General features: G+C 56.9%; 22 protein-coding genes. 8 read left to right on the plus strand and 14 right to left on the minus strand.

Translation table 11 applies throughout. From position 1 onward, the window contains the following. The 3 genes from ACEW72_RS06550 to ACEW72_RS06560 all read left to right on the plus strand — a co-directional run. Positions 1 to 103: IS3 family transposase (locus ACEW72_RS06550; protein WP_373475597.1), on the plus strand; the 103-nt coding region annotated here is incomplete at its 5' end. Between the two features lie 60 nt (positions 104 to 163). Beyond that, positions 164 to 640 carry a sensor histidine kinase gene (locus ACEW72_RS06555; RefSeq protein ID WP_373475579.1) on the plus strand — a complete coding sequence of 159 codons (477 nt, stop codon included), beginning with the start codon at positions 164 to 166 and terminating at the stop codon, positions 638 to 640. 17 nt (positions 641 to 657) lie between these two features. Further along, positions 658 to 1,116 (plus strand): response regulator, encoded by a 459-nt coding sequence (locus tag ACEW72_RS06560; protein WP_373475580.1) that lies wholly within the window; start codon positions 658 to 660, stop codon positions 1,114 to 1,116. 207 nt (positions 1,117 to 1,323) lie between these two features. Here ACEW72_RS06560 and ACEW72_RS06565 read toward each other — a convergent pair whose 3' ends face one another. From ACEW72_RS06565 to ACEW72_RS06580, 4 genes are all read right to left on the minus strand, one after another. Beyond that, the gene (locus ACEW72_RS06565) at positions 1,324 to 2,625 is read right to left on the minus strand and encodes a sorbosone dehydrogenase family protein (protein WP_373475581.1); all 1,302 of its coding nucleotides are present in this window, start codon (positions 2,623 to 2,625) and stop codon (positions 1,324 to 1,326) included. Next, on the minus strand, positions 2,622 to 3,038 hold the full coding sequence (locus ACEW72_RS06570; RefSeq protein WP_373475582.1) for a DUF2231 domain-containing protein: 417 nt from the start codon (positions 3,036 to 3,038) through the stop codon (positions 2,622 to 2,624). Before ACEW72_RS06570 ends, ACEW72_RS06565 begins: the two co-directional genes overlap by 4 nt. Before the next feature lie 259 nt (positions 3,039 to 3,297). Next, positions 3,298 to 4,581: a DUF2254 domain-containing protein gene (locus ACEW72_RS06575; RefSeq protein WP_373475583.1), complete on the minus strand. Its 1,284-nt coding sequence runs from the start codon at positions 4,579 to 4,581 to the stop codon at positions 3,298 to 3,300. Between the two features lie 373 nt (positions 4,582 to 4,954). Continuing rightward, positions 4,955 to 5,356 carry a hypothetical protein gene (locus ACEW72_RS06580; RefSeq protein WP_373475584.1) on the minus strand — a complete coding sequence of 134 codons (402 nt, stop codon included), beginning with the start codon at positions 5,354 to 5,356 and terminating at the stop codon, positions 4,955 to 4,957. 184 nt (positions 5,357 to 5,540) lie between these two features. Between ACEW72_RS06580 and ACEW72_RS06585 the strand changes: the two genes are divergently transcribed. Both ACEW72_RS06585 and ACEW72_RS06590 read left to right on the plus strand, forming a co-directional pair. Then, the gene (locus ACEW72_RS06585; protein ID WP_373475585.1) at positions 5,541 to 6,605 is read left to right on the plus strand and encodes a TrkA family potassium uptake protein; all 1,065 of its coding nucleotides are present in this window, start codon (positions 5,541 to 5,543) and stop codon (positions 6,603 to 6,605) included. Between the two features lie 7 nt (positions 6,606 to 6,612). After that, positions 6,613 to 8,409 carry an SLC13 family permease gene (locus ACEW72_RS06590; RefSeq protein WP_373475586.1) on the plus strand — a complete coding sequence of 599 codons (1,797 nt, stop codon included), beginning with the start codon at positions 6,613 to 6,615 and terminating at the stop codon, positions 8,407 to 8,409. A gap of 97 nt (positions 8,410 to 8,506) precedes the next feature. Here ACEW72_RS06590 and ACEW72_RS06595 read toward each other — a convergent pair whose 3' ends face one another. The 4 genes from ACEW72_RS06595 to ACEW72_RS06610 all read right to left on the minus strand — a co-directional run bounded on the left by ACEW72_RS06595 (position 8,507) and on the right by ACEW72_RS06610 (position 12,838). Then, positions 8,507 to 9,451, minus strand: coding sequence for a mechanosensitive ion channel family protein (locus tag ACEW72_RS06595; RefSeq protein ID WP_373475587.1), 945 nt, complete (start codon positions 9,449 to 9,451; stop codon positions 8,507 to 8,509). A gap of 28 nt (positions 9,452 to 9,479) precedes the next feature. Further along, positions 9,480 to 9,776, minus strand: a complete 297-nt coding sequence (locus tag ACEW72_RS06600) for a hypothetical protein (protein ID WP_373475588.1) — start codon at positions 9,774 to 9,776, stop codon at positions 9,480 to 9,482. A gap of 216 nt (positions 9,777 to 9,992) precedes the next feature. Beyond that, on the minus strand, positions 9,993 to 11,300 hold the full coding sequence (locus ACEW72_RS06605; protein ID WP_373475589.1) for a cation:proton antiporter: 1,308 nt from the start codon (positions 11,298 to 11,300) through the stop codon (positions 9,993 to 9,995). Further along, a complete protein-coding gene (locus tag ACEW72_RS06610; RefSeq protein WP_373475590.1) occupies positions 11,297 to 12,838 on the minus strand; it encodes a DUF389 domain-containing protein in 1,542 nt (513 codons plus the stop codon). Before ACEW72_RS06610 ends, ACEW72_RS06605 begins: the two co-directional genes overlap by 4 nt. Positions 12,839 to 12,976: 138 nt before the next feature. Between ACEW72_RS06610 and nhaA the strand changes: the two genes are divergently transcribed. From nhaA to ACEW72_RS06625, 3 genes are all read left to right on the plus strand, one after another. Continuing rightward, positions 12,977 to 14,269 carry a Na+/H+ antiporter NhaA gene (nhaA, locus tag ACEW72_RS06615; protein ID WP_373475591.1) on the plus strand — a complete coding sequence of 431 codons (1,293 nt, stop codon included), beginning with the start codon at positions 12,977 to 12,979 and terminating at the stop codon, positions 14,267 to 14,269. Between the two features lie 207 nt (positions 14,270 to 14,476). Then, positions 14,477 to 14,872 carry a PRC-barrel domain-containing protein gene (locus tag ACEW72_RS06620; RefSeq protein ID WP_373475592.1) on the plus strand — a complete coding sequence of 132 codons (396 nt, stop codon included), beginning with the start codon at positions 14,477 to 14,479 and terminating at the stop codon, positions 14,870 to 14,872. A gap of 186 nt (positions 14,873 to 15,058) precedes the next feature. Continuing rightward, a complete protein-coding gene (locus tag ACEW72_RS06625; protein ID WP_373475593.1) occupies positions 15,059 to 15,235 on the plus strand; it encodes a hypothetical protein in 177 nt (58 codons plus the stop codon). A gap of 489 nt (positions 15,236 to 15,724) precedes the next feature. Here the strand turns inward: ACEW72_RS06625 and ACEW72_RS06630 are convergent, their stop codons facing one another. The 6 genes from ACEW72_RS06630 to ACEW72_RS06655 all read right to left on the minus strand — a co-directional run bounded on the left by ACEW72_RS06630 (position 15,725) and on the right by ACEW72_RS06655 (position 21,385). Then, on the minus strand, positions 15,725 to 17,008 hold the full coding sequence (locus ACEW72_RS06630) for an APC family permease (RefSeq protein WP_373475598.1): 1,284 nt from the start codon (positions 17,006 to 17,008) through the stop codon (positions 15,725 to 15,727). A 68-nt stretch (positions 17,009 to 17,076) separates the two neighbouring features. Next, positions 17,077 to 19,392: a copper-translocating P-type ATPase gene (locus tag ACEW72_RS06635; RefSeq protein WP_373475594.1), complete on the minus strand. Its 2,316-nt coding sequence runs from the start codon at positions 19,390 to 19,392 to the stop codon at positions 17,077 to 17,079. Then, entirely contained in the window at positions 19,389 to 19,664 is a 276-nt protein-coding gene (locus ACEW72_RS06640; RefSeq protein WP_373475595.1) for a hypothetical protein, read from the minus strand. Before ACEW72_RS06640 ends, ACEW72_RS06635 begins: the two co-directional genes overlap by 4 nt. A gap of 79 nt (positions 19,665 to 19,743) precedes the next feature. Continuing rightward, positions 19,744 to 20,124 carry a hypothetical protein gene (locus ACEW72_RS06645; RefSeq protein ID WP_373475596.1) on the minus strand — a complete coding sequence of 127 codons (381 nt, stop codon included), beginning with the start codon at positions 20,122 to 20,124 and terminating at the stop codon, positions 19,744 to 19,746. Then, positions 20,124 to 20,609 (minus strand): DUF305 domain-containing protein, encoded by a 486-nt coding sequence (locus tag ACEW72_RS06650; RefSeq protein ID WP_373475599.1) that lies wholly within the window; start codon positions 20,607 to 20,609, stop codon positions 20,124 to 20,126. Before ACEW72_RS06650 ends, ACEW72_RS06645 begins: the two co-directional genes overlap by 1 nt. A gap of 20 nt (positions 20,610 to 20,629) precedes the next feature. Further along, complete coding sequence (locus ACEW72_RS06655) at positions 20,630 to 21,385, minus strand: MauE/DoxX family redox-associated membrane protein (RefSeq protein WP_373475600.1); 756 nt, start codon at positions 21,383 to 21,385, stop codon at positions 20,630 to 20,632. Between the last annotated feature and the right edge of the window lie 23 nt (positions 21,386 to 21,408).

Here is a 21,408-nt window from a genome sequence, read left to right on the forward strand (position 1 = left end):
GGCCGCGATCTTCCAGTACATCAACGGGTTCTACAACACCCGTCGCCGTCACTCATATCTGGGTGGCATCAGCCCGCTGGCGTTCGAAGCAAAGGTGGCATAATGAGATCAGTGACCGGCGCAAAACCGTTACAAGTCCACCTCCGAAGACGGCGACATCAATGTGCATGCCTATTTCACCCAACTTTGTGAAAGCATCTCGGCGTCGATGATCGGCGACGTCGGTCAAATTGCATTGATTGTCGAAGGTGGAGACGGCGTGGTCGAAGCTCGGGTGTCGGTGAGCCTAGGCTTAATCGTCACCGAGCTGGTGATCAACGCGCTCAAGCACGCTTTTCCCGATGGACGGCCGGGAATCATCACGGTGGATTATAACTTCCACGGGCCGAACTGGGTTCTCTGCGTGCGCGACGACGGAGTCGGCATGCCGCTGATCGCGCCTGTCCGAACCGGACTGGGCACCGGCATCGTCGCGGCGCTAGCCGCGCAATTGCACGCTTCGGTGGAAATAACGCCTGAGCATCCCGGCACCCAGGTTTCCATCACGCATACCCGGATCGCGCTGGTGGAAGATGAGCCAGAAGCGGCGAGCGAACCGCTCGCGGGGGCGCGCCCGGCGTCCATCGCGATCAAAAGCTGACTAGTAGAGGAATGATCATGACGGCCGCGAAAGATAGCAAGACGACTCAAACTCTGATGATTGTCGAGGACGAGGTGCTCGTGGCGACACTGCTCCGCGACGAACTTCAGGAGGCGGGATACAAGGTCCTCGACCTGACAGATCGTCACTCCGAGGCGCTGGAAGTTGCCAAAGCTGAAAAGCCGCATCTGGCATTGGTCAACATCCGGCTCGCTGGGCGTGACGATGGCATCGAGCTCTCAGAGCATCTTAAGGCTCTGGGTATACCGGTCTTGCTCATCAGCGGACAGGTCAGCCGGGCCAGCTCAGCCAAAACGGTGGCGATCGGCTCGATGCCCAAGCCCTATGACGCCGCCGATATGGTGCTCGCCGTGACCTACCTTCTCGCTCGACTGAAAGGGGATGACTCTTTGCCAAGACCTGACCAACTCGAAGTGCTTGACGAAGACAGTCTCGATCTCGCCCCGGCGGCATAGGAATTGGGTGTGACTTTCGAAGGCGGGGGTGAACTCGGCGCGATGATGCACGACCATGACTGGTCGACCTCGCCGATCGGGGATCCAGACACATGGCCACAAGCCCTGCGATCGGCAGTGAGCATGATGCTGCCCAGCAAGCACGTCATGTTTGTTGCCTGGGGTCCCGAGCTCGCTTTCCTCTACAACGATGCCTGCCGACCCGTATTACTGTTTTGCCGATTGCAAAGGTATCACGCGCCAAATCGTATTCGACAGATCGTCGGCTACAATTAAAGCGCCCTTGGGATCGAGCGTCACGCCGACTGGCCGGCCCCTTGTTTTGCCGTCGCTTCCACGGAAGCCTGAAACAAAATCGATGGGTTTGCCTGCCGGACGACCGCCGCTGAACGGCACGAATACGACCTTGTACCCTACAGGCTTACTGCGGTTCCAGCTGCCATGTTCGCCAACGAATACTCCATTGGCAAAACGCGAACCCATTGCAGGCATAGAGAAGGCCAAGCCCAGGGGAGCAACGTGCGAACCCAGACTATAGTCCGGACGGATTGCCGCCGCGACTTTTTGAGGATTTTGCGGGCGGACCCGCTGGTCGGCATTACCGCCCCAATAACTATAGGGCCATCCATAAAACCCGCCCGGACGAACGGTAGTAAGGTAATCCGGTACGAGATTGGGTCCCAGTTCGTCGCGCTCATTAACCACTGCCCATAGCTGGTTCATTCCAGGTTGTACCGCAAGTGCGGTGGGGTTACGTAGACCTGTCGCAAACGGTTTATACGCGCCTGTCTGGGCATCAATCTGCCAAACCATCGCCCGATCGACCTCGGCGGCCATACCACGCTCGGTAATATTGCTGTTCGAGCCTATGCCCACGTAAAGAAAACGCCCGTCCTCGCTCACCGCCAGCGCCTTGGTCCAGTGGTGGTTTATCTCGGAGGGCAAGTCAGCGATTTTAACGGGAGGGCCGCCAGCCTGCGTCTGCCCGTCACTGTAGGCGAAACGCACAAGCGAGTCCTGATTGGCGACGTAGATATTCCCATTGGCAAAAGCCAAGCCATAAGGTGCGTTGAGTTTAGCCGCAAAAATCGAGCGCCCTTCATATACCCCGTCGCCGTTCCCGTCTCGAAGTAGCGTCAATCGGTTGCCGCCCTTTACCGGGCTGGTGCCTTGTTTTTTGATATATCCGGCGATGACATCCTTTGGCGTCAACTTGGGCGCGCCGCCACCTTTGCCTTCGGCTATCAAAATGTCGCCGTTGGGCAGGACCAAAGTTTGCCGGGGTATCTTGAGGTCGGTTGCGATGGCTGAAATGGAATAGCCTTCGGGCACTGTTGGCAGGCTGTCGGCCCATTCGGCTGGCTTGGCGATGCTCATACTCGGTAACAATCCGCGCCGAGCTGCGGGTAAGTCGGGATTGGAACCAAATTGTTCGGAAGCTGGATCGCTCCCACATGCGCTGGCGAGCAAAGGTAAGGCCGCTAACACGGCCAACTTATAGCATCTCATGATGTACCACCAATTCGTTGGTGTTTGAACATTGCCCAAATCGCTGCAATCGAAAGCCCCACAGCTATTATCGAAAGAATCAGGCCGAGCGGCATGCTCGCCCAAGCGTCTTTCGCGTGAACAAGAGCGTTGATGAAAGCGGCGAGCCACGTTGCGACGAGCAGAAGTAGAGCCAAAAGGGGTCGTTCGCGAACCCGGTCTTTTCTGAACAGCTCTACAAAAGTCCAAATGATAGCGACGCCACAAAATACCAATCCAGCTGCGATCAGCCAAGATGCGAAATTGGTCCACTGTACTTGATAGCTGGAGATGTATGCAAAGTCCGAAACGAGCGCCCCGGTGAAGAGACTTAGCGCGGCGACAATCAGTATCAGGTGGACAGGATGTAAGGGCTTGTCGAAATTAGCCATCATCAATCTTTCCGAACGTTTGGGAGTATTACCGGCCGACTTTAAATTTGATAACAAAGATCGAACCAAGCAAGTTTTCGGTCGATTGTTAAGGTCAACCACATGTATCGGATAAACCACGGAAAGCTTGAAAATGTTCCAATGGCATACGGCCGAGCCACAATTGCGAGGCTCGAAAGTTACCCACGAACCAAATGCTCAACACGCTCGAATGCAATCGGGCATGCTAGGTTTTTACAGCGTTGCCTAAACGCCGATTATCTCAATCAATGATCTGGGCTGCAAAATTAGCTCGCTCGGCACGCCGGGCGATTTCAAGTTTGTCGTGTTCGGCGACCATTGAAATATTCGAACGCTCGACCGCACTCATCGCGCTTACACCTGCGGCGTTTCCGAACAGCTCCGGCGATCGTGACGCCAAGGCTTCCAGTACTGCAATCAGCCTCATCTGTACCTCGACAATGCCACACCCGTCGCGCGCAATCGGGTTAAAAAAGCTGGTGAATAGCTCCTCGATGTCCAGATCGGGTGCATGAACGTGATGGCATTGCGCCTGTTCGGCATTGTCATGCGCATCGGCATAAGCCAGAAGCACCCTCATCCCCGATCCCAATACCTCAATAGCTGTTCCCGGATCATTGACAGCAGGTGATAATGCGCGCGACGCAATCTCTGAAAGAACGATAAGTCCAAATCGCGGGTCTTGCTCATATTCGCGGTCGTCACCGACGGATATGCATTTGCGAAGTTCGTCGATTGCTGCGTCGTCAAACGAGCCGTGGAAATGAAACAAGGCGCGCGACGGATGGACCAAAGCTCCCGGCATGGCACCTATAAAGATTCGCGCGCCATTTGCCTTTGCCAGTTCGTCCATTTTGGACACGTCGATATGTTCGACAAGGCCGGATGTGCTGGACAGGACGGCCACGGCGGTGCCGGGGATATCGATCCACGGCATCGCCCCCAGCCGCGGTGTACGGCCAGCATTGCGGAAAGCCGGAACAGCGGCGCGTTCGACCCGCAAAATCGTATCTCCCACACGGCCGAAATTTCCGAGTTGTTCGATCCAGCGCAGCAGGGTCGCGGTGATGAGGAAGATGACAACGAGCGTCGCCATGAACAGGATGATGCGTCCCTTATCGTCGTACAGACCTGCAGCAAGCCCGATAATACCAACAATACTGAACAAAAAGCTTCCGACAAAGGTCGCCAGTGTGTTCTGGGCAACTGGATCGGCGATCAGCAGCTTGGTCGAGCGCGGCGTGACGTTGGACGTTGCAGAAGCGTAGGCCGACACCATGATCGACAGCGAGAATGTTGTCACTGCAAGCATACTCGACGCCAGAATATTGAGGATATGATCGACCGACCCCGACGCAAGCGTTAAACCGGGGTCGTATGGAATATAGGGGCCGATCAGCGCGGCGAGAATTGCAACCACCACCGCCGCGAGGCTAAACAGAGCCGCACGAACCCATATCTTCTTTCGAAACTGGCTAAGCAGCCATGTTGTTCGTCCGACGACCGAAGATTGGCTAGGCTTCATAACGGGAAGACGCCATGGAATAACCCCTTGGCTGGGCCTTTCGACGCGAAGCTAAGGTGCGTATTTACCACACGGCTATGCGACCAAAGAAATATAGCCGCCGCGAGGATGCTGGTCAGCAGGACTAAAAAACCGTTTGCCGAGATGCCGAACTTCGATTTCATGCGCGCGCCAAACTCCCTGACAAGCACTCTAATCGGAAATGTGCGCAATCTGCAGAAATTATGGTGGCTCTAATGGCTTGCATGGCTGATGAGCCTCGTTGGCTGCGGAGATCGCTGACTTTGAACCTTGCCTCTACACTGTTCTATTCGGATGCAAGGAAAGAGAAAGTTGGTGTGGTGTAACTTACTAAGTACCCTTTGATGCTATCCTAAATGGCGGCATATATCAAAGCTGATCCTGCGGCTATTGACAGTGGGGCTACCGTTCTAACCGCCCATATTGGTAATAGCGTCGCCCACCAGATCGCATAGCCCGCATGCCAGCGCAAAGGTATCAACATCAATAACAATGACGAAACGACTATGAACCAACCCCCGACCTCAAACAGCAGCGGTATTTTGGAATGACCGGAGCGTATTATCATTGCGGCGCCTGCAATCATGCGCAGGCCCTGTTCTGTTAGATTGATACGGTGCGTGGACGCGGTAAGGCTGAGAATGTGCAGGCAATGTGCTGGGCGGAAAGCCATCAAGAAGCCAATTGCCACGAGCCAAAAACCAGATATGCACAAGATCGTGAGCGCGAGAAGCTGCATGGCTTTATATTGCATCGGGCGCGTTAGACGTCCAAACATTACTCATGAATTTCGGAAGATTTTTCCCTGCGCTTATGGTTTTGAAAGACATCCTATCTAGGCGCTACATTAAGCCGAGCGCCCTATGCATCATTGTATGTGTTGCGACGGGTAAGGCTCCAAAAAGGCGGCTGTTCTTGGTTCTAAGCGGTTTCGGAGCATGAGTGTTAAACGGGAGCTCAAACCAGGCGCGGTCGATATAACGCTCACCCTTTTGCGCCGGGGCTCGTTGACAGTCGGACAATCGCTCCTGCTCCGCGCTACGTTCGCGCTGGCCCTCATGGGCATCGCGTTGGCTGGGCACTGGTTTGATCGCGATGGCTTGCGCGACAACGTCGATGGTGCCGTTTCATTCATTGACATTCTCTATTTCACAGCGGTGACCATCACGACCGTTGGCTATGGCGACATCGTGCCTGTGACGCCGCAAGCGCGCCTGTTCGACACCTTCGTGGTGACGCCAATCCGGCTATTCGTCTGGTTAATCTTTCTGGGCACTGCTTATACTTTTGTGTTTCAGCGCACATGGGATCGGATAAGGACAGGTATGATCAAGAAGAAATTGCAACATCACTATATTGTGTGCGGATTCGGGTCGGGCGGTGAAGCGGCAGTGACCGAGCTTTTGCGGCAAGGCGTCGATCCCAAAGCGATCGTCGTGATCGATTGCGATACCGAGCGTGTCGCGTTTGCCGTGGAACTCGGCGTCACCGCACTCACTGGCGATGCGACACACAACGCAACACTTGATGCTGCCTGCGTCCACAGTGCCAAAGCTTTGCTTGTTTCGCCGGGCCGCGACGATACCGCAGCGCTCATCGTGCTGAGCGCGCGTCAACTCAACCACTCTATTCCGATCAGTGCCAGCGTGCGCGCGGTGGAGAATGAGGATCTGCTCAGTCAGGCTGGAGCCTCTTCGATCATCAATCCAGTGAGCTTGGGTGGGCATCTGCTGGCGAGATCGTCTACCCATCGCGGCGCCGTCGATTATATAAGCGACCTCGCGGCCGCAGACGGCCGCGTCGCACTGCACGAGCGGTTGGCCACAGATGCGGAGGTCGGTCGGCCGCTTCGCTCGATCAGTCCGGGACTCGGCGTTCGTCTGCTAAGACAAGGCGAACCGATCGGCTTCTGGGAAAAGGCAGCCGATGCAATCGAGGCGGGCGACTCCATTATAGAAATCGTCCCCGTGGCAGCAGGTGCACCAACGATTACCGACGTGTGATGACATCGTGACCGCCCCGTCCCCGCATGCGATCGGCGCGATAGTGCTCACCGTGGCAATGTTCTACGGCTTCGTGTCAGGCCGAGCGCGCGTCGAGATCATCTCACTGCTAACGATCAGCGCCATCGCGCTCGGCCTCTATTCCTTCCCGCTGCCGGGACAGGTACCGACCGACGGGCTAAAGCTCGCCTTCGAAGGCTTCGGCCATTACGCGCTCATCACGATATGCGCGCTGATGGTACTTGGCCGTGGCCTAGTTACGACTGGCGCGCTTGAGCCCGCGTCGCGATTATTGACTAGGGTATGGCGCTTCAATCACCAGATCGGCCTGCTCATTACGCTTTTGCTCGGTATGGGCATGAGCATGCTGGTGAACGACACGCCCGTGCTCGTGCTGTTATTACCGGTCATGGCCGCGATCGCCACCAATGGCGGGATGCCAGCCTCCAAGACGCTAATCCCGGTAAACAGCGCTGTGCTGATAGGTGGCATGGCGACGACGATAGGCACTTCGACCAATCTGCTCGTTGTGTCGATTGCCACCGATCTCGGTTTGCCGCCGATGGGCGTTTTTCACTTCACACCGATCGTGCTGATGGCGGCTGCGGTCGCAATGCCATTTGTCTGGCTCGTCATGCCGCGCCTGCTTCCCGATAATTCCGTCGCTGCGGGGCATGAGCCGCGGCGATTTGCCGCTACGTTGAGGCTGGGCGGGACTTCTCGCGCCCGCGATATGAATTTCGACGAGTTGAAGAGCCGCTTGCCGGAAGGGGTAAAGATTTTCGGCACGGGCAACTTGGCGAATGGGTGGGTGGCTGTCAGCGCCACGCATGAGGCGCTGGAAGAGGCGATGCGTGTTCTCGGCGCGACTGCTGCCCCCTCTTGGCTGATGGAGCGGCTACAAAGCGGCTACGGGCAGACTGGCGAAGATCTGACAGTTGTCGAACTGTCTATCCCCAAGGATTCCGGCCTCATCGGCAAGGGTGTCGCCAACGCCAACCTGGCGGAGCTCTATAATGTCGCGATTCTGGGCGTCCACGATGCGCGGAGCATCTGGCACGACAACCAGCCAGCAAATGCCCAATCGCAAGCAGAGCCAGCGTTCGGCGAGGGCGACATCATTCTCGCAACCGGCGCGATGCCCGATTTGCAGAAACTGGCGCGCACCGAAAATCTACTTATCCTCGAAGGCGCCAAGGAATTGCCGCGCACCGCCAAGGCACCGCTTGCACTTGCCATCATGGCGGGCGCGGTGGTGCCGGCGAGTATCGGACTTGTGCCGATCGCCATTTCCGCGCTTGCCGGCGCGATCGCGATGTTCGTCACCGGCTGCGTCCGCTTTGATCGGATCGGGCGGGCATTATCGGCTAAGGTCATTGTGCTGGTAGCTGCCAGCATCGCAATCGGCCGGATCATTCTCGACAGCGGCGCGGCCGAATGGTTAAGTGGGCTGATCGCAATCGGGCTGCAATATCTTCCAGCCGCCGGGGTACTCGCTGCGGTCATGCTGTTCGTCACCGTACTCACCAACTTCGCCTCGAACACGACGGCGGCCGCAGTCGGCACACCCATTGCGTTCAGCCTCGCGCAAAAGCTCGGCATCCCGGTCGAGCCGCTGGTGCTGGCAGTCTTGTTTGGATGCAACCTCTGCTATGCGACGCCGGTTGCTTACCAGACTAACATGCTGATCATGTCGGCTGGCGATTATAAGTTTGCCGACTATACGAAGACCGGGCTCCCCCTTGTGGCGATTATGATTGTCACGCTGTCGGGGCTTCTGGTTTATCGGTATGGTCTGTATTGACGCCTAACCGAGCCTTTATGAACTGCGTATCCACGCTGCCAGATATATCGAAATATTGGCAGTACGGATATAATCTGACGAACTTACCGTTTTCCCGTCACTCGTCGGCTCTCGAAGACTGAGCTAGCGATGCCCTCGACTGCGGTGGCGAGTCGCCGGCAGGCCAACCTTCGCGTTGCTTGGTCCGGTCTCCGTCCGTCGCTTCTGTTTGATCGTGTATAAGCATAACCGTTGTCGGGAACGGCAAATCTATCGAAGCTTTTTTCGCTGCATTGAAAACCGCCAATATCACTTTAGCGCGAACATGAACCTGCTCGGTGCGGATCGAATCCGCCCACCAACGGAGCTTCAGGTCGACCGTAGAATCATTGAGCTGCCATGGAAGAACTTCTGGCGCGGGATCGGCCAACACGCCTTCTGTTTCCCGCATGGCTTCAGTAAACGTCTTGATCGCAAGCATTATATCATCGCCATAACCGATACCGACCACATATTCGTCGCGGCGGCTGGGGAAAGCTGTATTTACGGTTACCGGGGACGTGTAAATGTCGGTGTTCGGAATAATCACCCGCCTGCCATCATAAGTTTTTATCAGCGTAGCGCGGCTTGCGATCTCCTCAACGGTGCCTTCATATTCTTTGACTACAATTTGGTCACCGCGGCGATAAGGGCGGCGTATTAGCAGTAAGAGCCCGGCAAAAAGGTTCTGCAGAATATCCTTGAAAGCAAAGCCTATTGCAACCGAACCAAGGCCTAATGTGGCAAAAATATCGCCCGGGTTCACCGTGGGGAAGACGATTGCGGCGGCGAAAAGCAAGCCGAGTAAAAGTAAGAACCCGCGCGCTATTGACCCGAGCATATTGCCAAGGTCGGGCCGCCCTCGTCGAGCGGCAAGTTTTGCTATCAGCTTTTTTGTCAATTTTGCGGCAAACCACACGACCAGCAGAAAAATGATCGCGGCAATAAGGTTCGGCACCAATAAGAAAAAGCCCTCAGCAAAGCCGCGCACTTTTTCTGCCATCAGCGTAAGTGGCTCAAACAATTTAATTCCCCCCGATTAGTTTTGACAGTTATTTAACCGCAGGAGCTTCGTTTGCGACGATCTTGTCTCTTTGTTCTTCAGTCATCGACGCAGCGTTGACGTCTGCCGCATCGATTGCATTGGCGCGGCGCTCACCGACCTCACGGACATCTTCTGCCCGAGCATTAATGGCGTCTGCTTTAGCTTCCATAACCGTCGCTCGGACATCCGCTGCATTTTCAACGCGGTCGGCAAGCTTATCGTCGCCGTGCCCGCCACATGCTGCCAATACCGTGGTAAGCGCGGCAATCGACATTAGTTTTATATTTAGCATCGGATGTTCCAAGCTCAGCAGACACGCAAGCGGATGTATGATTGCAAAACTGCAATGATCGAAGAGTAAACCTATGATTGCGTTGAAGGTTCCGTGCTTAGCCGACGGTTATCAGTCATTACTTGCCTGATAACAGGCCGAAGCGGGGGCAGCGCGATCGTGTGCATGGATTTACCATGTAACTGCTGATACCGCCTCCGGTAGAAAGTAAGCGAACTCTGACAATGGTCACGTCTTCGGAGCGTGGCCTTCGTCATTTCTTTTCGCACCAGCCCCAAACCGCGCCCGCCACCAGTCGATCAGCCGCGCGATCGTGCCTCCTTGTGCAATCACGGCAAACATTACCACAATATAGGTCGCAGTGAGTTCGACTGAACGCGACAGCCCGTCGGGCAGGCTTAGCGCCAGTGCCACCGATATACCTCCGCGAAGCCCGCCCCAGATCAGGATTGGCGGCGCCAGCGGTCCGAGGTTGAGGAACGGCCGCATCGCGGCTAACGGCAGCATCACGGCGATCGCGCGCGCGGCAAGCACTAGCGGGATCGCCGTCAGCCCGATGAGTATCAGGCGGACGTCGAACGGAATTGTGACGACAACCAACCCGATCAGAAGGAACAGCACGGCGTTGAGTATCTCGTCGATCAGCGACCAGAATTTGATCAGATAATCACGTGTCGTATCACTCATGGCGTGGGCGACACCCGCATTGCCGATGACCAGCCCAGCGACTGCCATCGCCACCGGCCCGCTGATGTGGAGTTGACGCGCCAGCGCATAGCCGCCCATCACAACCGCCAGGCTAATCATCACTTCGACATTATACTCGTCGATAGAACGCATCGCGCGGAACGCCATCCATCCGGTTGCAAGCCCGAGTGCTACGCCGCCGCCCGCCTCGATGAAGAACAGTTCCAGACCGTGCGTCACCGAAAATGCCTCGCCGCTGATCGCGGTAGCAAGAATGATCGAGAAGACGACCACACCGACGCCATCGTTGAACAGGCTCTCGCCCGCTACCGTCGCTTGCAATGTCGGGCCGACTTTTGCGCGCTTGAGGACGCTCATCACCGCGACCGGATCGGTCGGGCTGATCAGGGCGCCGAATAGCAGGCACCAAACCAACGGCAGATCGAGGCCGACCGCATGGGTCAATGCGTAAAATCCCCCGCCGACGATCATCGTCGATATCAGGACACCGATCGTGCTCAGCACGAGGATTGGCCAGCGCCCGCGCCGCATCTCGCTCCAGTCTACATGGAGCGCGCCTGCGAAAAGCAGGAATGAGAGCATCCCGTCCATCAGCGTTGTCTGGAAGTCTATGCCTGCAATGAACCGGACCGCATCGTCGCTCACTGTACTGGAAGGCAGAAGCCGGTCAATGCCAACCACTATGAGCGACGCGACCGCCCCCATGAGCGTTAAACCGACCGACTGGGGCAGCCCGATGAACCGGTGGTTGAGGTAGCCGAGTGCGGCTGCAAGAACGATAAGTATGGCCGCCGCATCCAGCGCGTTAAGGGCGACTGCGTTGTTCATTGCTGTGTCTCTGCGGTTGTGGCGACAAGTCTGAAATTGCGTCCGATGACTGTTGCCGCGACAGCCTTTACACCTTGCTCACGCAGCAAAGTGGCAACGGCTATACCGCGCCGCGCCGCCAAGCTTGGAGTGGCATCGGACGTTTGCGGCAATCCTGGTACAGCGAGCGCCTGTACGTTCCATCGTTTTGCGGCCCATGCCGATAGAGCCACAGCACTGCGTGCTGTTTCGTCGAGCGTATCGGAACCATCTGGAAAGCGTATCAGTGGCATAGGCTCGAGCGGGGGCACCAGCACGACGCTCCATCCTTCCGCAGCCGCCGAAGCGCGCTGCTCTAAAATGTGATAAGTGGTCAGGCTGGCACCTGGAAGCACTGCTGCAGTAGCTATTATCCGCCGTTGGTTGTGGTCGAGCGTGATATTTTCGGGATTAACGCCCGCAGCTATCGAGACGATCCGCAAGATTGACTGATCCTTGGCACGCGAAGCAGCGCTCGCTTCACTCGATTGACGCAGCTCTGCGCGCTGCGCTTCTATGGCACCGGAACCCGGAGTCATAAGCACTTGATCGAGTTGCAATCGGACGGGTCGCCCCAAAGTCGTCTGTAATTGCGCGCGCAAGTCAGCGCTGCTTTTGGCTGAGTTACCGGGCGCGATTATCACCGAACGCACAAGCAACGGATCGGTATCGAAAGCTATCTCCAACTGGGTCACGCGGGCATTGGCGCCGAACCGCTGCGAGAGCGTGTTTCTTACTTGGTTGGTGATTACGGCTTCCCGGGCTATTTGATTGAGCGATATTGCCAGCGGCACCGCCATCGCGACGAACACCGCAAACAGCAGAACCGTTTGCGCCCACGTCTGGCGCTGCGACAGTGAGTGGCCAAAGCCATAGAAGCGCGCCAATACCATTGCGGCAAGCGCTATGGTAACAAAGTTGGTAACAAAGAGCGCGGTTGATCCCGCCAGTACAGGCATGTTCCAAGTTGCTATGCCGTAACCGACGACGGCAAGCGGCGGCATGAGCGCGGTCGCGATGGCAACACCGACAATAGCCTCGCCGCGACCACGGATAATAGCAAATGTGCCCGCCAATGCAGCGAACAGCGCAACCAGCAGGTCGAAAAGGCTGGGGCGGGTCCGTGACAGTATTTCTGCGGTCGTTTCCTTAAGCGGCGAAGCAGCTACGATAACGACCGTGAACGCGACGGCCGCCAGCGTCCCTATCGCCAAGGCAGCAAGTGAACGACGCATCTCGGCAAAGTCGAAAAGCGCAAGCGAGAAGCCAAGGCCAAGGATTGGACTCATCAACGGCGAAATGAGCATCGCGCCGATCACAACCGCCGGCGAAGACAACAACAGCCCAAGCACGGCGATACCCGCCGACATCATCGTCATGAAGATGTAGCGCGGCGACCAACCGCTCTCCTCCAATATTCTTGCTACGACTTGTTCATGATCGACGCTGCCCACGATCGATTTGCGCCACCAACTATAGAGTGGCAAATCGTCCCAACGCTCACTGCCAAAACGACTCATAGACAGAGGCCCGTTGTCACTCACTGATTTATTGTCCGGCCTGGCATATTATCCCTCCCTAGACCGGAAAGCTTCCGTGGTATAGTGTTCTGCGGCTAGCAACATTGGTCGAGCCGACTTGTAAACAACGGAGTAAGCATGCAAAAACGTAGCGGACAACATTCTGCTTTGCGTGATTTCCTGCAGAGCGAGGCGTCCGGGGGCATCATTCTCATCGCGGCTGCAGCCGCCGCGATCATCATCGCCAACAGCCCGTTGCGCCCGACATATGAAGCCCTGCTGCACAGCGCCACTGGTCCGTTGTTGACAGACAAACTAGGACCGATGACCGCGCACCTGTGGATCAACGACGGCCTGATGGCGATCTTCTTCCTGCTTGTCGGGCTGGAGATTAAACGCGAGCTCGTCGATGGCAGATTGTCCAACTGGAAGCAGCGGCGACTTCCATTCATTGCCGCTGGAGCGGGAATGGCGGTCCCTGCAATATTGTATCTTACGGTCACCTTCGGTGACAGCGCGCTGAGCAGCGGCTGGGCGATACCTGCGGCTACCGATATCGCGTTCGCGATCGGCGTATTGGCGCTCCTCGGAAGCCGTGCACCGACGTCGCTCAAGCTGTTCCTCACAACGGTGGCGATCGTCGATGACATGGGTGCCGTAGCCGTCATCGCAATCGCATACACCGCCAGCATCAATGGCGCCGCGCTGTTTTCCGCAGTTGTAGTGATGGGGGCGATGTTTGTTATGAACAGAGCAGGTGTACGGGTGCTTTGGCCCTATCTGATTGCCTCCGGCCTCCTTTGGTACGCCGTATTGCTTTCGGGTGTGCATGCAACTGTAGCCGGGGTGTTAGCGGCAATGTTGATCCCGATAATGCGATCGCCGGGTGCGCCCGACCTCGCCACCTCGCCGCTGCATCGTCTCGAACACGGCCTGCATCCTTGGGTCGCTTATTTGATTGTACCCCTGTTCGGGTTCGCCAATGCCGGTGTGTCGCTCGAAGGCGTAACCGCTGAACAGATATTTGCTCCGTTGCCGCTCGGAATCGCCGCAGGGCTGTTTATCGGCAAGCAGGTTGGTATTTTCGGCAGCGTATGGCTGGCGGTCCGTCTCGGCTGGGCCAGCCGTCCGCGCGGCGCGACATGGCTTCAAGTTTACGGTGTCGCCATGCTATGCGGGATCGGGTTCACGATGAGCCTGTTCATCGGTGCACTGGCCTTTCCGGGCAATCCGGTACTTGTCGAGGAGGCAAAGATCGGCGTCCTTGGCGGATCGATCCTCTCGGCGATAGCGGGCTTCCTGGTGCTAAGACTAGCGCCCCTCCAACGGCCGCTACCGCTGATCTGGTCTACTAACGAAAAGATCGTGAACGAAGGTACGACGTTGGGTTCGGAGGCTGAGGCAGATGCTCTGCCTGACGCGCCAAAATGAAGAATATTCCATCGTCTTGGCTATTGGCCTGCATTTTCGTGGGCTCGACCTGCAAAATGGCCGTTAAATAGCGCAGAAACGGAACTTTCCTGACTGATGTGCGTTGAAATTACATAGCCTATGCAAAACGTCGGACCGCTGAATAAGCCTTGTCTCCGACACGAACTCATACTGAGTCGCTGCATCTAAACCGCAAAGGAAAATATCATGGATAGCGCTGAGCTAGTAAAAGCAGATGACAGTTCCGTAGAACACCCGTTGATTCCGGCCAAGCGCGTTAACGGCGCTGATGTCTTCAATCAAGCTCATGAGAAAATCGGAAAAATCGAGGATATTGCGATCGACAAACGTACCGGAAAGGTCGCTTACGCGATATTAAGTTTCGGCGGATTTTTCGGATTGGGCGGCAAACACCAGCCGCTTCCATGGTCAGTACTGACGTATAGCGAGGAAGACTCTGGTTATGTCGTGCCCATAACCGAGGAGTTCCTAGCGCTCGCACCAAAGCTCGATATTTCAGAACTGAGCGGTTGGGACGACACCACATCAAGGGAAGATTTTCACAATTATTACGGAGAATATGGGGTAAGACCATATTGGTAACTATGTGATTGTCTTAACTACCGGGCAGTTACCGATTGTCTTCACAATGCCGCTTTTTGACATCGCGAGCGTCGCTTTTGTCAAGCTAATCCAATCGCGTCGGCGTCTATTTATTTGAAACTGATAATCAGGTCGCGTCATTGTTAGAGCTGGATTATTTAACAGAAAGGACGAAAGGTTTACCGTATGATTTTCTATGCGCTGAAGAATGGGGAAAGAGTCTACGCACTCGAAATTCCAATTGATGGCGGACCGATACATTTGCCTGACCTTGCCAAGCTTGGCGTAGCTGATTTTCAAGCTAACCATCCAGAAATTTCACTTCGGGATCACGAAATTCTGTTTGGATTTGAACATGCGTGATCGCGGCGCTGCCAGCGCAAAAACATTTCTACCTTGGCAAGAGTACCACCTTTGACGTTAGGCGTCCCAGACTTCTGCTTCGTCAGCATCAATTTGGTTAGACATCGTGAACCTTTTCTGCTGCATTTGTCCTTGCCGAAAGCCCACCGAGAATCTGAGCACGAAGCTCCTTGTGGCGGGTAGCGGCCTATCCGTTCTACGGAATGCATGACAGCTTTCAGCATAGACAATTTCGAGTTCGAAAGTACCAAATGTTTAGCGAGGTCGGCCTTGGCATGTAGCAGCAGTTCTGCGACCGCTGCTTGGACGGTCCGAACGGACAGTCCGGTTTTAGGTAGCACAGTCATGCTACGACGCCGTCGGTTCATGCCTATTTTCAATTTCCGTGGGGCACCCTTCCCCCGACGGCCGATAGGCCAAAACCACTTCTAAAGGCAGTCATCACGGTGGATCGGCAGCAAGCACCACCTTCTTGTCAAAATGGAGAACTTATTTGTCAGTCGGTGCGGTATAGGGCACTCTACGCAAATACATGGCCTGTCCGGCGAACACGGTAACAATACCAATAATGGCATAGCCAACCACCGCTGGGTCTGTCCCGAGTTTCGCCGTCGTAAACGCTGCAAGCACGGCGGCATCGGCGGCAAGCGCCGCCAACAGTATAGACGCCCTTGCGCCAATTTCCTGGCGCAGTTTGCGGAACACGCCCCAGTGGACCAGCATGTCCATGATCAAATAGAAAAACGCGCCTAGGGTCGCGATCCGCGAAAGATCGAAGAGCACCGCAAGCGCACCGGCAACTATCACTGTAAAGACAAGCATATGACTGCGGATGCCCCCGCTCATCCCGAAATGGCTGTGGGGTATCATCTTCATGTCGGTAAGCATGGTCAGCATTCGGGTGACGGCAAAGACGCTGGCGATGACGCCGGAGGCCGTCGCGGCGAGCGCGATCGCTATGGTGAAGTAGAAGCCCACTGCGCCAAGTGCCGGTTCAGCCGCCGCAGAAAGCGAATAATCTCGCGCGGCGGTGATCTCGTTGATGGTCAGGCTCGATCCGACCGCGACGGCCACCAGCAAATAGGTGATCGCACAGATCGCGATCGAGATCATGATCGTGCGCCCGACATTGCGATGCGGATCAACGATCTCACCACCGCTATTTGTGATGGTCGTGAACCCCTTGAACGCCAAAATTGAAAATGCCACCGACGCGATGAAATCCATCGGACGGGCGGGGGCCGCAGATTCGGCGAACGCCCCCGCGCCAATCCCGCTGACCCAGATAGCAGCCACCGCGAACAATATGATTCCGCCGATTTTAATTGCCGACATGACGAGCGAAAACAGGGTGACCGAACGATTACCCGCAGCGTTCACGAAATAGGCTAACAAAATGACCGCGAGCGCTACAATCGGCACCAACAGCGCATTGGTTTCCTGCCCAAACGGGCGGAGCGCATAGGTGGCAAAGGTCCGCGCAACCAGGCTCTCGTTGATGACCATCGACAAGGCCATCAACAGCGAGGCAGATGCAGCAATAACGCCGGGGCCATAAGCCTTTTGCAGGATCATCGCTATGCCGCCCGAAGAAGGCCAGGCGTCCGACATCTTGATATAACTGTAGGCGGCAAGCGAGGTAACCAGCGCGCCTGCGATGAACGACAGCGGAAATAGCGGGCCTGCCAGCTCTGCAATCTGGCCAGTCAGCGCGAATATTCCTGCGCCGATCATGACGCCGGTGCCCATCGCAACCGCGCCGCTAAGGCTTATGGAGTTTTTCTGATCGCGGTCATTATCGCTGCGGGCGTGCTCGTCGCCAGCTTTGTTGCCATGTCCGTTCACAGCCTGGCGGTCCGCAGCCTTAGCGCATTGAGCACAACAGAAATCGACGATGCGCTCATCGCCAGCGCCGCGAACATCGGGCTGATCAGGATGCCGAACAATGGATAGAGCAAGCCCGCAGCCACCGGCACGCCCGCTGCATTATAGATAAGGGCGAAAAACAGGTTCTGCCGGATATTGCTCATAGTCGCATGCGACAGCCTTCTCGCTCGCACGATGCCGTCGAGATTGCCCTTTACGAGCGTGATGCCCGCGCTTTCGATTGCCACATCGGCACCCGTGCCCATCGCGATGCCAACATCGGCCTGCGCGAGTGCAGGAGCATCATTCACCCCATCTCCCGCCATCGCGACCTTGTGGCCCTGATCCTGAAGCTCGCGGATGATGCGGGCCTTATCCTCTGGCAAGACATCGGCACGGATTTCGTCGATACCCAATTTCGCGGCGACCGCTTTTGCCGTGCGCTCGTTGTCGCCGGTCGCCATGATAATCCGGAAACCAAGTTCATGGAGTGCCTTGATCGCAGCGGGCGTGGTTTCCTTCACCGGATCGGCCACGCTGACCAGCCCGGCAATCACGCCATTGATGATGACGAACATCACCGTTTCGCCGTCGTCACGCCGTGCATTGGCCGCTGGCGTAAGGTCGGCAGCATCAATGCCATGGTCGGTCACGAGCTTGAGATTGCCCAGCATAACCTTCTTGCCGTCGACCACGCCGACCACGCCTTTGCCGGTGACCGCCTCGAAATCGCTGGCCTCGGCGAGCGTGATGCCGCGCTCTTCGGCGCCTTTTACAATCGCCTCTGCCAAGGGGTGTTCGGACCCTCTTTCAAGCGTTGCGGCGAAGCGCAGCACATCGGCCTCGTCATGCCCCGGCTGCGGCAAAACCGCGACCAGTCGCGGTTTACCTTCGGTCAGTGTGCCGGTCTTATCGACCATCAGCGTGTCGATCTTCTCGAACCGTTCTAGCGCCTCGGCATTCTTGATCAGAACGCCCGCCTGCGCGCCACGACCAGTGGCTGTCATGATCGACATTGGCGTCGCCAGACCAAGCGCACAGGGGCAGGCAATGATCAGCACGGCAACCGCCGCGATCAACGCATAGGACAGTGCAGGCGCAGGCCCCCAGATGGCCCATCCGACAAAGGCGAGGATCGCAACGCCGATGACCACGGGCACGAACCATCCGGCAACCTTGTCGGCATATTTCTGGATCGGTGCGCGCGAACGCTGGGCGTTGGCGACCATTTCGACGATCTGCGCCAATGTCGTGTCGGCTCCCACGCGCCGGGCTTCGATAATCATGCTGCCGGTGCCGTTGATAGTCGCACCGGTTATATCGTCGCCCGCCACCTTCTCCACCGGCATCGGCTCGCCCGAGATCATGCTTTCGTCGATCGACGAATGGCCCTCTACAACGACCCCGTCCACCGGCACCTTGTCGCCGGGGCGGACACGCAAGCGATCACCAACCTTCACGTCGTCAAGCGCAATTTCCTCCTCGCTACCATCTTTGCGCACCACGCGAGCGGTCTTTGCGGCGAGATCGAGCAGGGCGCGAATGGCTTTTCCAGTACCTTCGCGCGCGCGCAACTCCATCACCTGCCCTACTAGGACAAGCGTGACGATGACGGCAGCCGCTTCGAAATACACGCCGACATGACCTTGTGCGTCACGGAATCCTGTCGGGAAGATATCGGGCGCAAGCAGCGCCACCACGCTGAATATCCAGGCGGCGGCGACGCCGATCGAGATCAGCGAGAACATGTTGAGGTTCATCGTGCGGAAGGAACTCCAGCCCCGCACCAGAAACGGCCAGCCGCACCATAAAACGACGGGCGTGCCTAGCCCGAACTCGATCCATAGCGTCGCCCGCTCACCAAGAAGTTCGCGGACCCAGCCTAGCCCTACGAAAGGCCCCATGGTCAGGATGAGCAGCGGCACGGTCAATCCAGCGCCGACCCACATGCGGCGGCTGAAGTCTGTCAGTTCCGGATTGGGGCCTTCATCCGCTAGGTTTGCAGTTTCAGGTTCCAGCCCCATGCCGCAGATCGGGCAGGACCCCATCGCCGTTTCCCTCACTTGGGGGTGCATCGGGCAGGTAAAGACGGTACCGGTGAAACTCTCTGGCACATGATTGTAGCGGCCATCGCTCGGTGGCGGTTCCGTTTTGCCGGTAGATGTGTCGAGGTGGGAATGTGCGCCGGTTTGCCCGCCATCGTCCGGAACAAGATTCATGCCGCATTTTGGGCAGCGACCCGGCTCGTCCTGCCGGACGTCAGGGTGCATCGGGCAAATATAGCCGCTCATGACTGCTTCCAGCGCCCGAAGAAGCAGTAGAGCGGGACGATCAGGACGGCGATATACCAGCCATAGAGAAAGCTACCAACTGCGCCTGCGATGAAACCTGGCCATGTCAGCCACTCAAATCCCGGCAGCAACGGTGCCCATGCCTCGTGCATGTGGAAGCGTCCGGGCAGCAGAAGGCCGAAAGCAATGCAGACAAGAAAGCTGAGCAAAATAAAGACGCTGAGTGTCCATCCCCAGCGAATGATTTGGCGACCAATTGGCAAACTTTGCATGTCATATTCCCTTGTCGCAGCTGGTGTCTGGGTAAGACCACAGGGCTGCTCCTGCGGGATGAGCATTGGCTCGGTGTCTTCAGTCCGTTCGAAACCGGTCTGCACGATCAACCAGGTCGATGATATGATCGGCCGCATGAACGGTGAGCGGATGCTGGGTAAAGCCTAGTCGGGGTGCAATGAGCGTGGCCATTTCGCGTGCCAACAGGCGCTGCCGCTCCGATCCCTCCGCCAAGACAGCGATCATCAGATTTTCAAGCGCGATCACGCGGATGCGCAAGTGGACCAGCTCGGTGTTGGTCATCTCGGGCACGGTCGCGGCGGCACATTGCGCCATCGCCGCAAGCGCCCCCCCTTCATTGTCCCATCTTGTCAGCGCGCGCCGACGGGTTTCGGACAATTCATCAGGCAAGTCCCTCCCCGGAGCATTAGTCGTCAAAGGCGTATTGCCTTGTGCCATCAATTTCCCGTGACCGTGCTTTGCACAGGTACCGGCGGCAAATCGGCTGCATTGGCCGTGACTGGCTTCGCTTCAAGATCGGCGATCAACCGTTTCATTTCCGAGATTTCCCTGACCTGAGCCTTTATGATGTTATCCGCGAGCTGTCGCACACGCGGATCGCGGATGTGCGCGCGTTTGCTGGTCATGATCGCAATCGAATGATGCGGGATCATCGCGCTCATGTAGCTGACGTCATCGACGCTCTCCTGGCTGCGCACGAGGTAAAGCGAACCTGAGAAAACAAGGACCGAAGCGCCGATGATGGTCAGCTTGGCCGACCTTCCGTCGTACATCTTCCACATGAAGGCGAGCATGATAACCGCCATCACCGCGCCCATATATACGGCCATCCAAGTGCGAGTCTGGCTGTAGAGAATATGATCGAGTGCGTATGTGTTCAAATACATCAGGCCGAACATGACGATCGTCGAGGTTACGATCATTGCCAGAAAACTGGTGTAACTCACTGCATCGCTCCCATCGGCGCGAACAGCATCCACAGCGCCATCGCCACCATCATTAGATTTTCGGTTAATGAGACAAACCCCAAAGGCACCCGAGTGTTCCCGCCGACACAGGCGCACTTGATCTGGCGCTTCTGCACATAGACAGCGTAGAACACCGAGACCGCACCAATGCCGCCGATCAAAAGAGCGACCGGGATCGACAGCCAGTCCAACGCCCGCGCCAGCATCAGCACGCCCGCCAAACCCTCGGCGAAGGGGTAAATATAGGCATAGGGCAGCCAGCGCCGGGCGAGCAGATCATAGCCGAGGAACATTGTCGCAAAGCTCTCGACGTCCTGCAGTTTCTGGATCGCGAGGATGCACATCGAAATCGCGATGAACCATTCGCCGCTGCGCAGCGTCAGCAGCGCCCCGGTCGTCGCCCAGCTTCCAGCCAGCGCCATCAACGCGGCCATTGCGAAGATCGCGATGACCGGGCGGTAGGTGACGGCGTCGGGGTCGCGCACCGGTTTGCCGAGATGGCGGCGCAGATCGTCGTTGCCGCCGATGCGCGTGCTGTCGATGAACGTCTGCGGTGTGGTCTGGACGCCGTGCTCGGCCTTGAACGCGTCGGTGGCCTCGCGCGTCGTCAGCCAGCGATCGTCGACTACATAGCCAGCGCGTTCAAGCAGATATTTACTCTTGAGCCCATAGGGACAGACGTGCTTGTCCATCACCATGCGGTAAAGGCTGGCGGTCTTGGCTTTTGTCATCGTTTGATCTTTTCGAATAAGTC

Origin of the sequence: Sphingorhabdus sp. (genome assembly GCF_041737645.1) — a bacterium.
In the GTDB taxonomy this organism is placed as follows: Bacteria; Pseudomonadota; Alphaproteobacteria; order Sphingomonadales; family Sphingomonadaceae; genus Sphingorhabdus_B.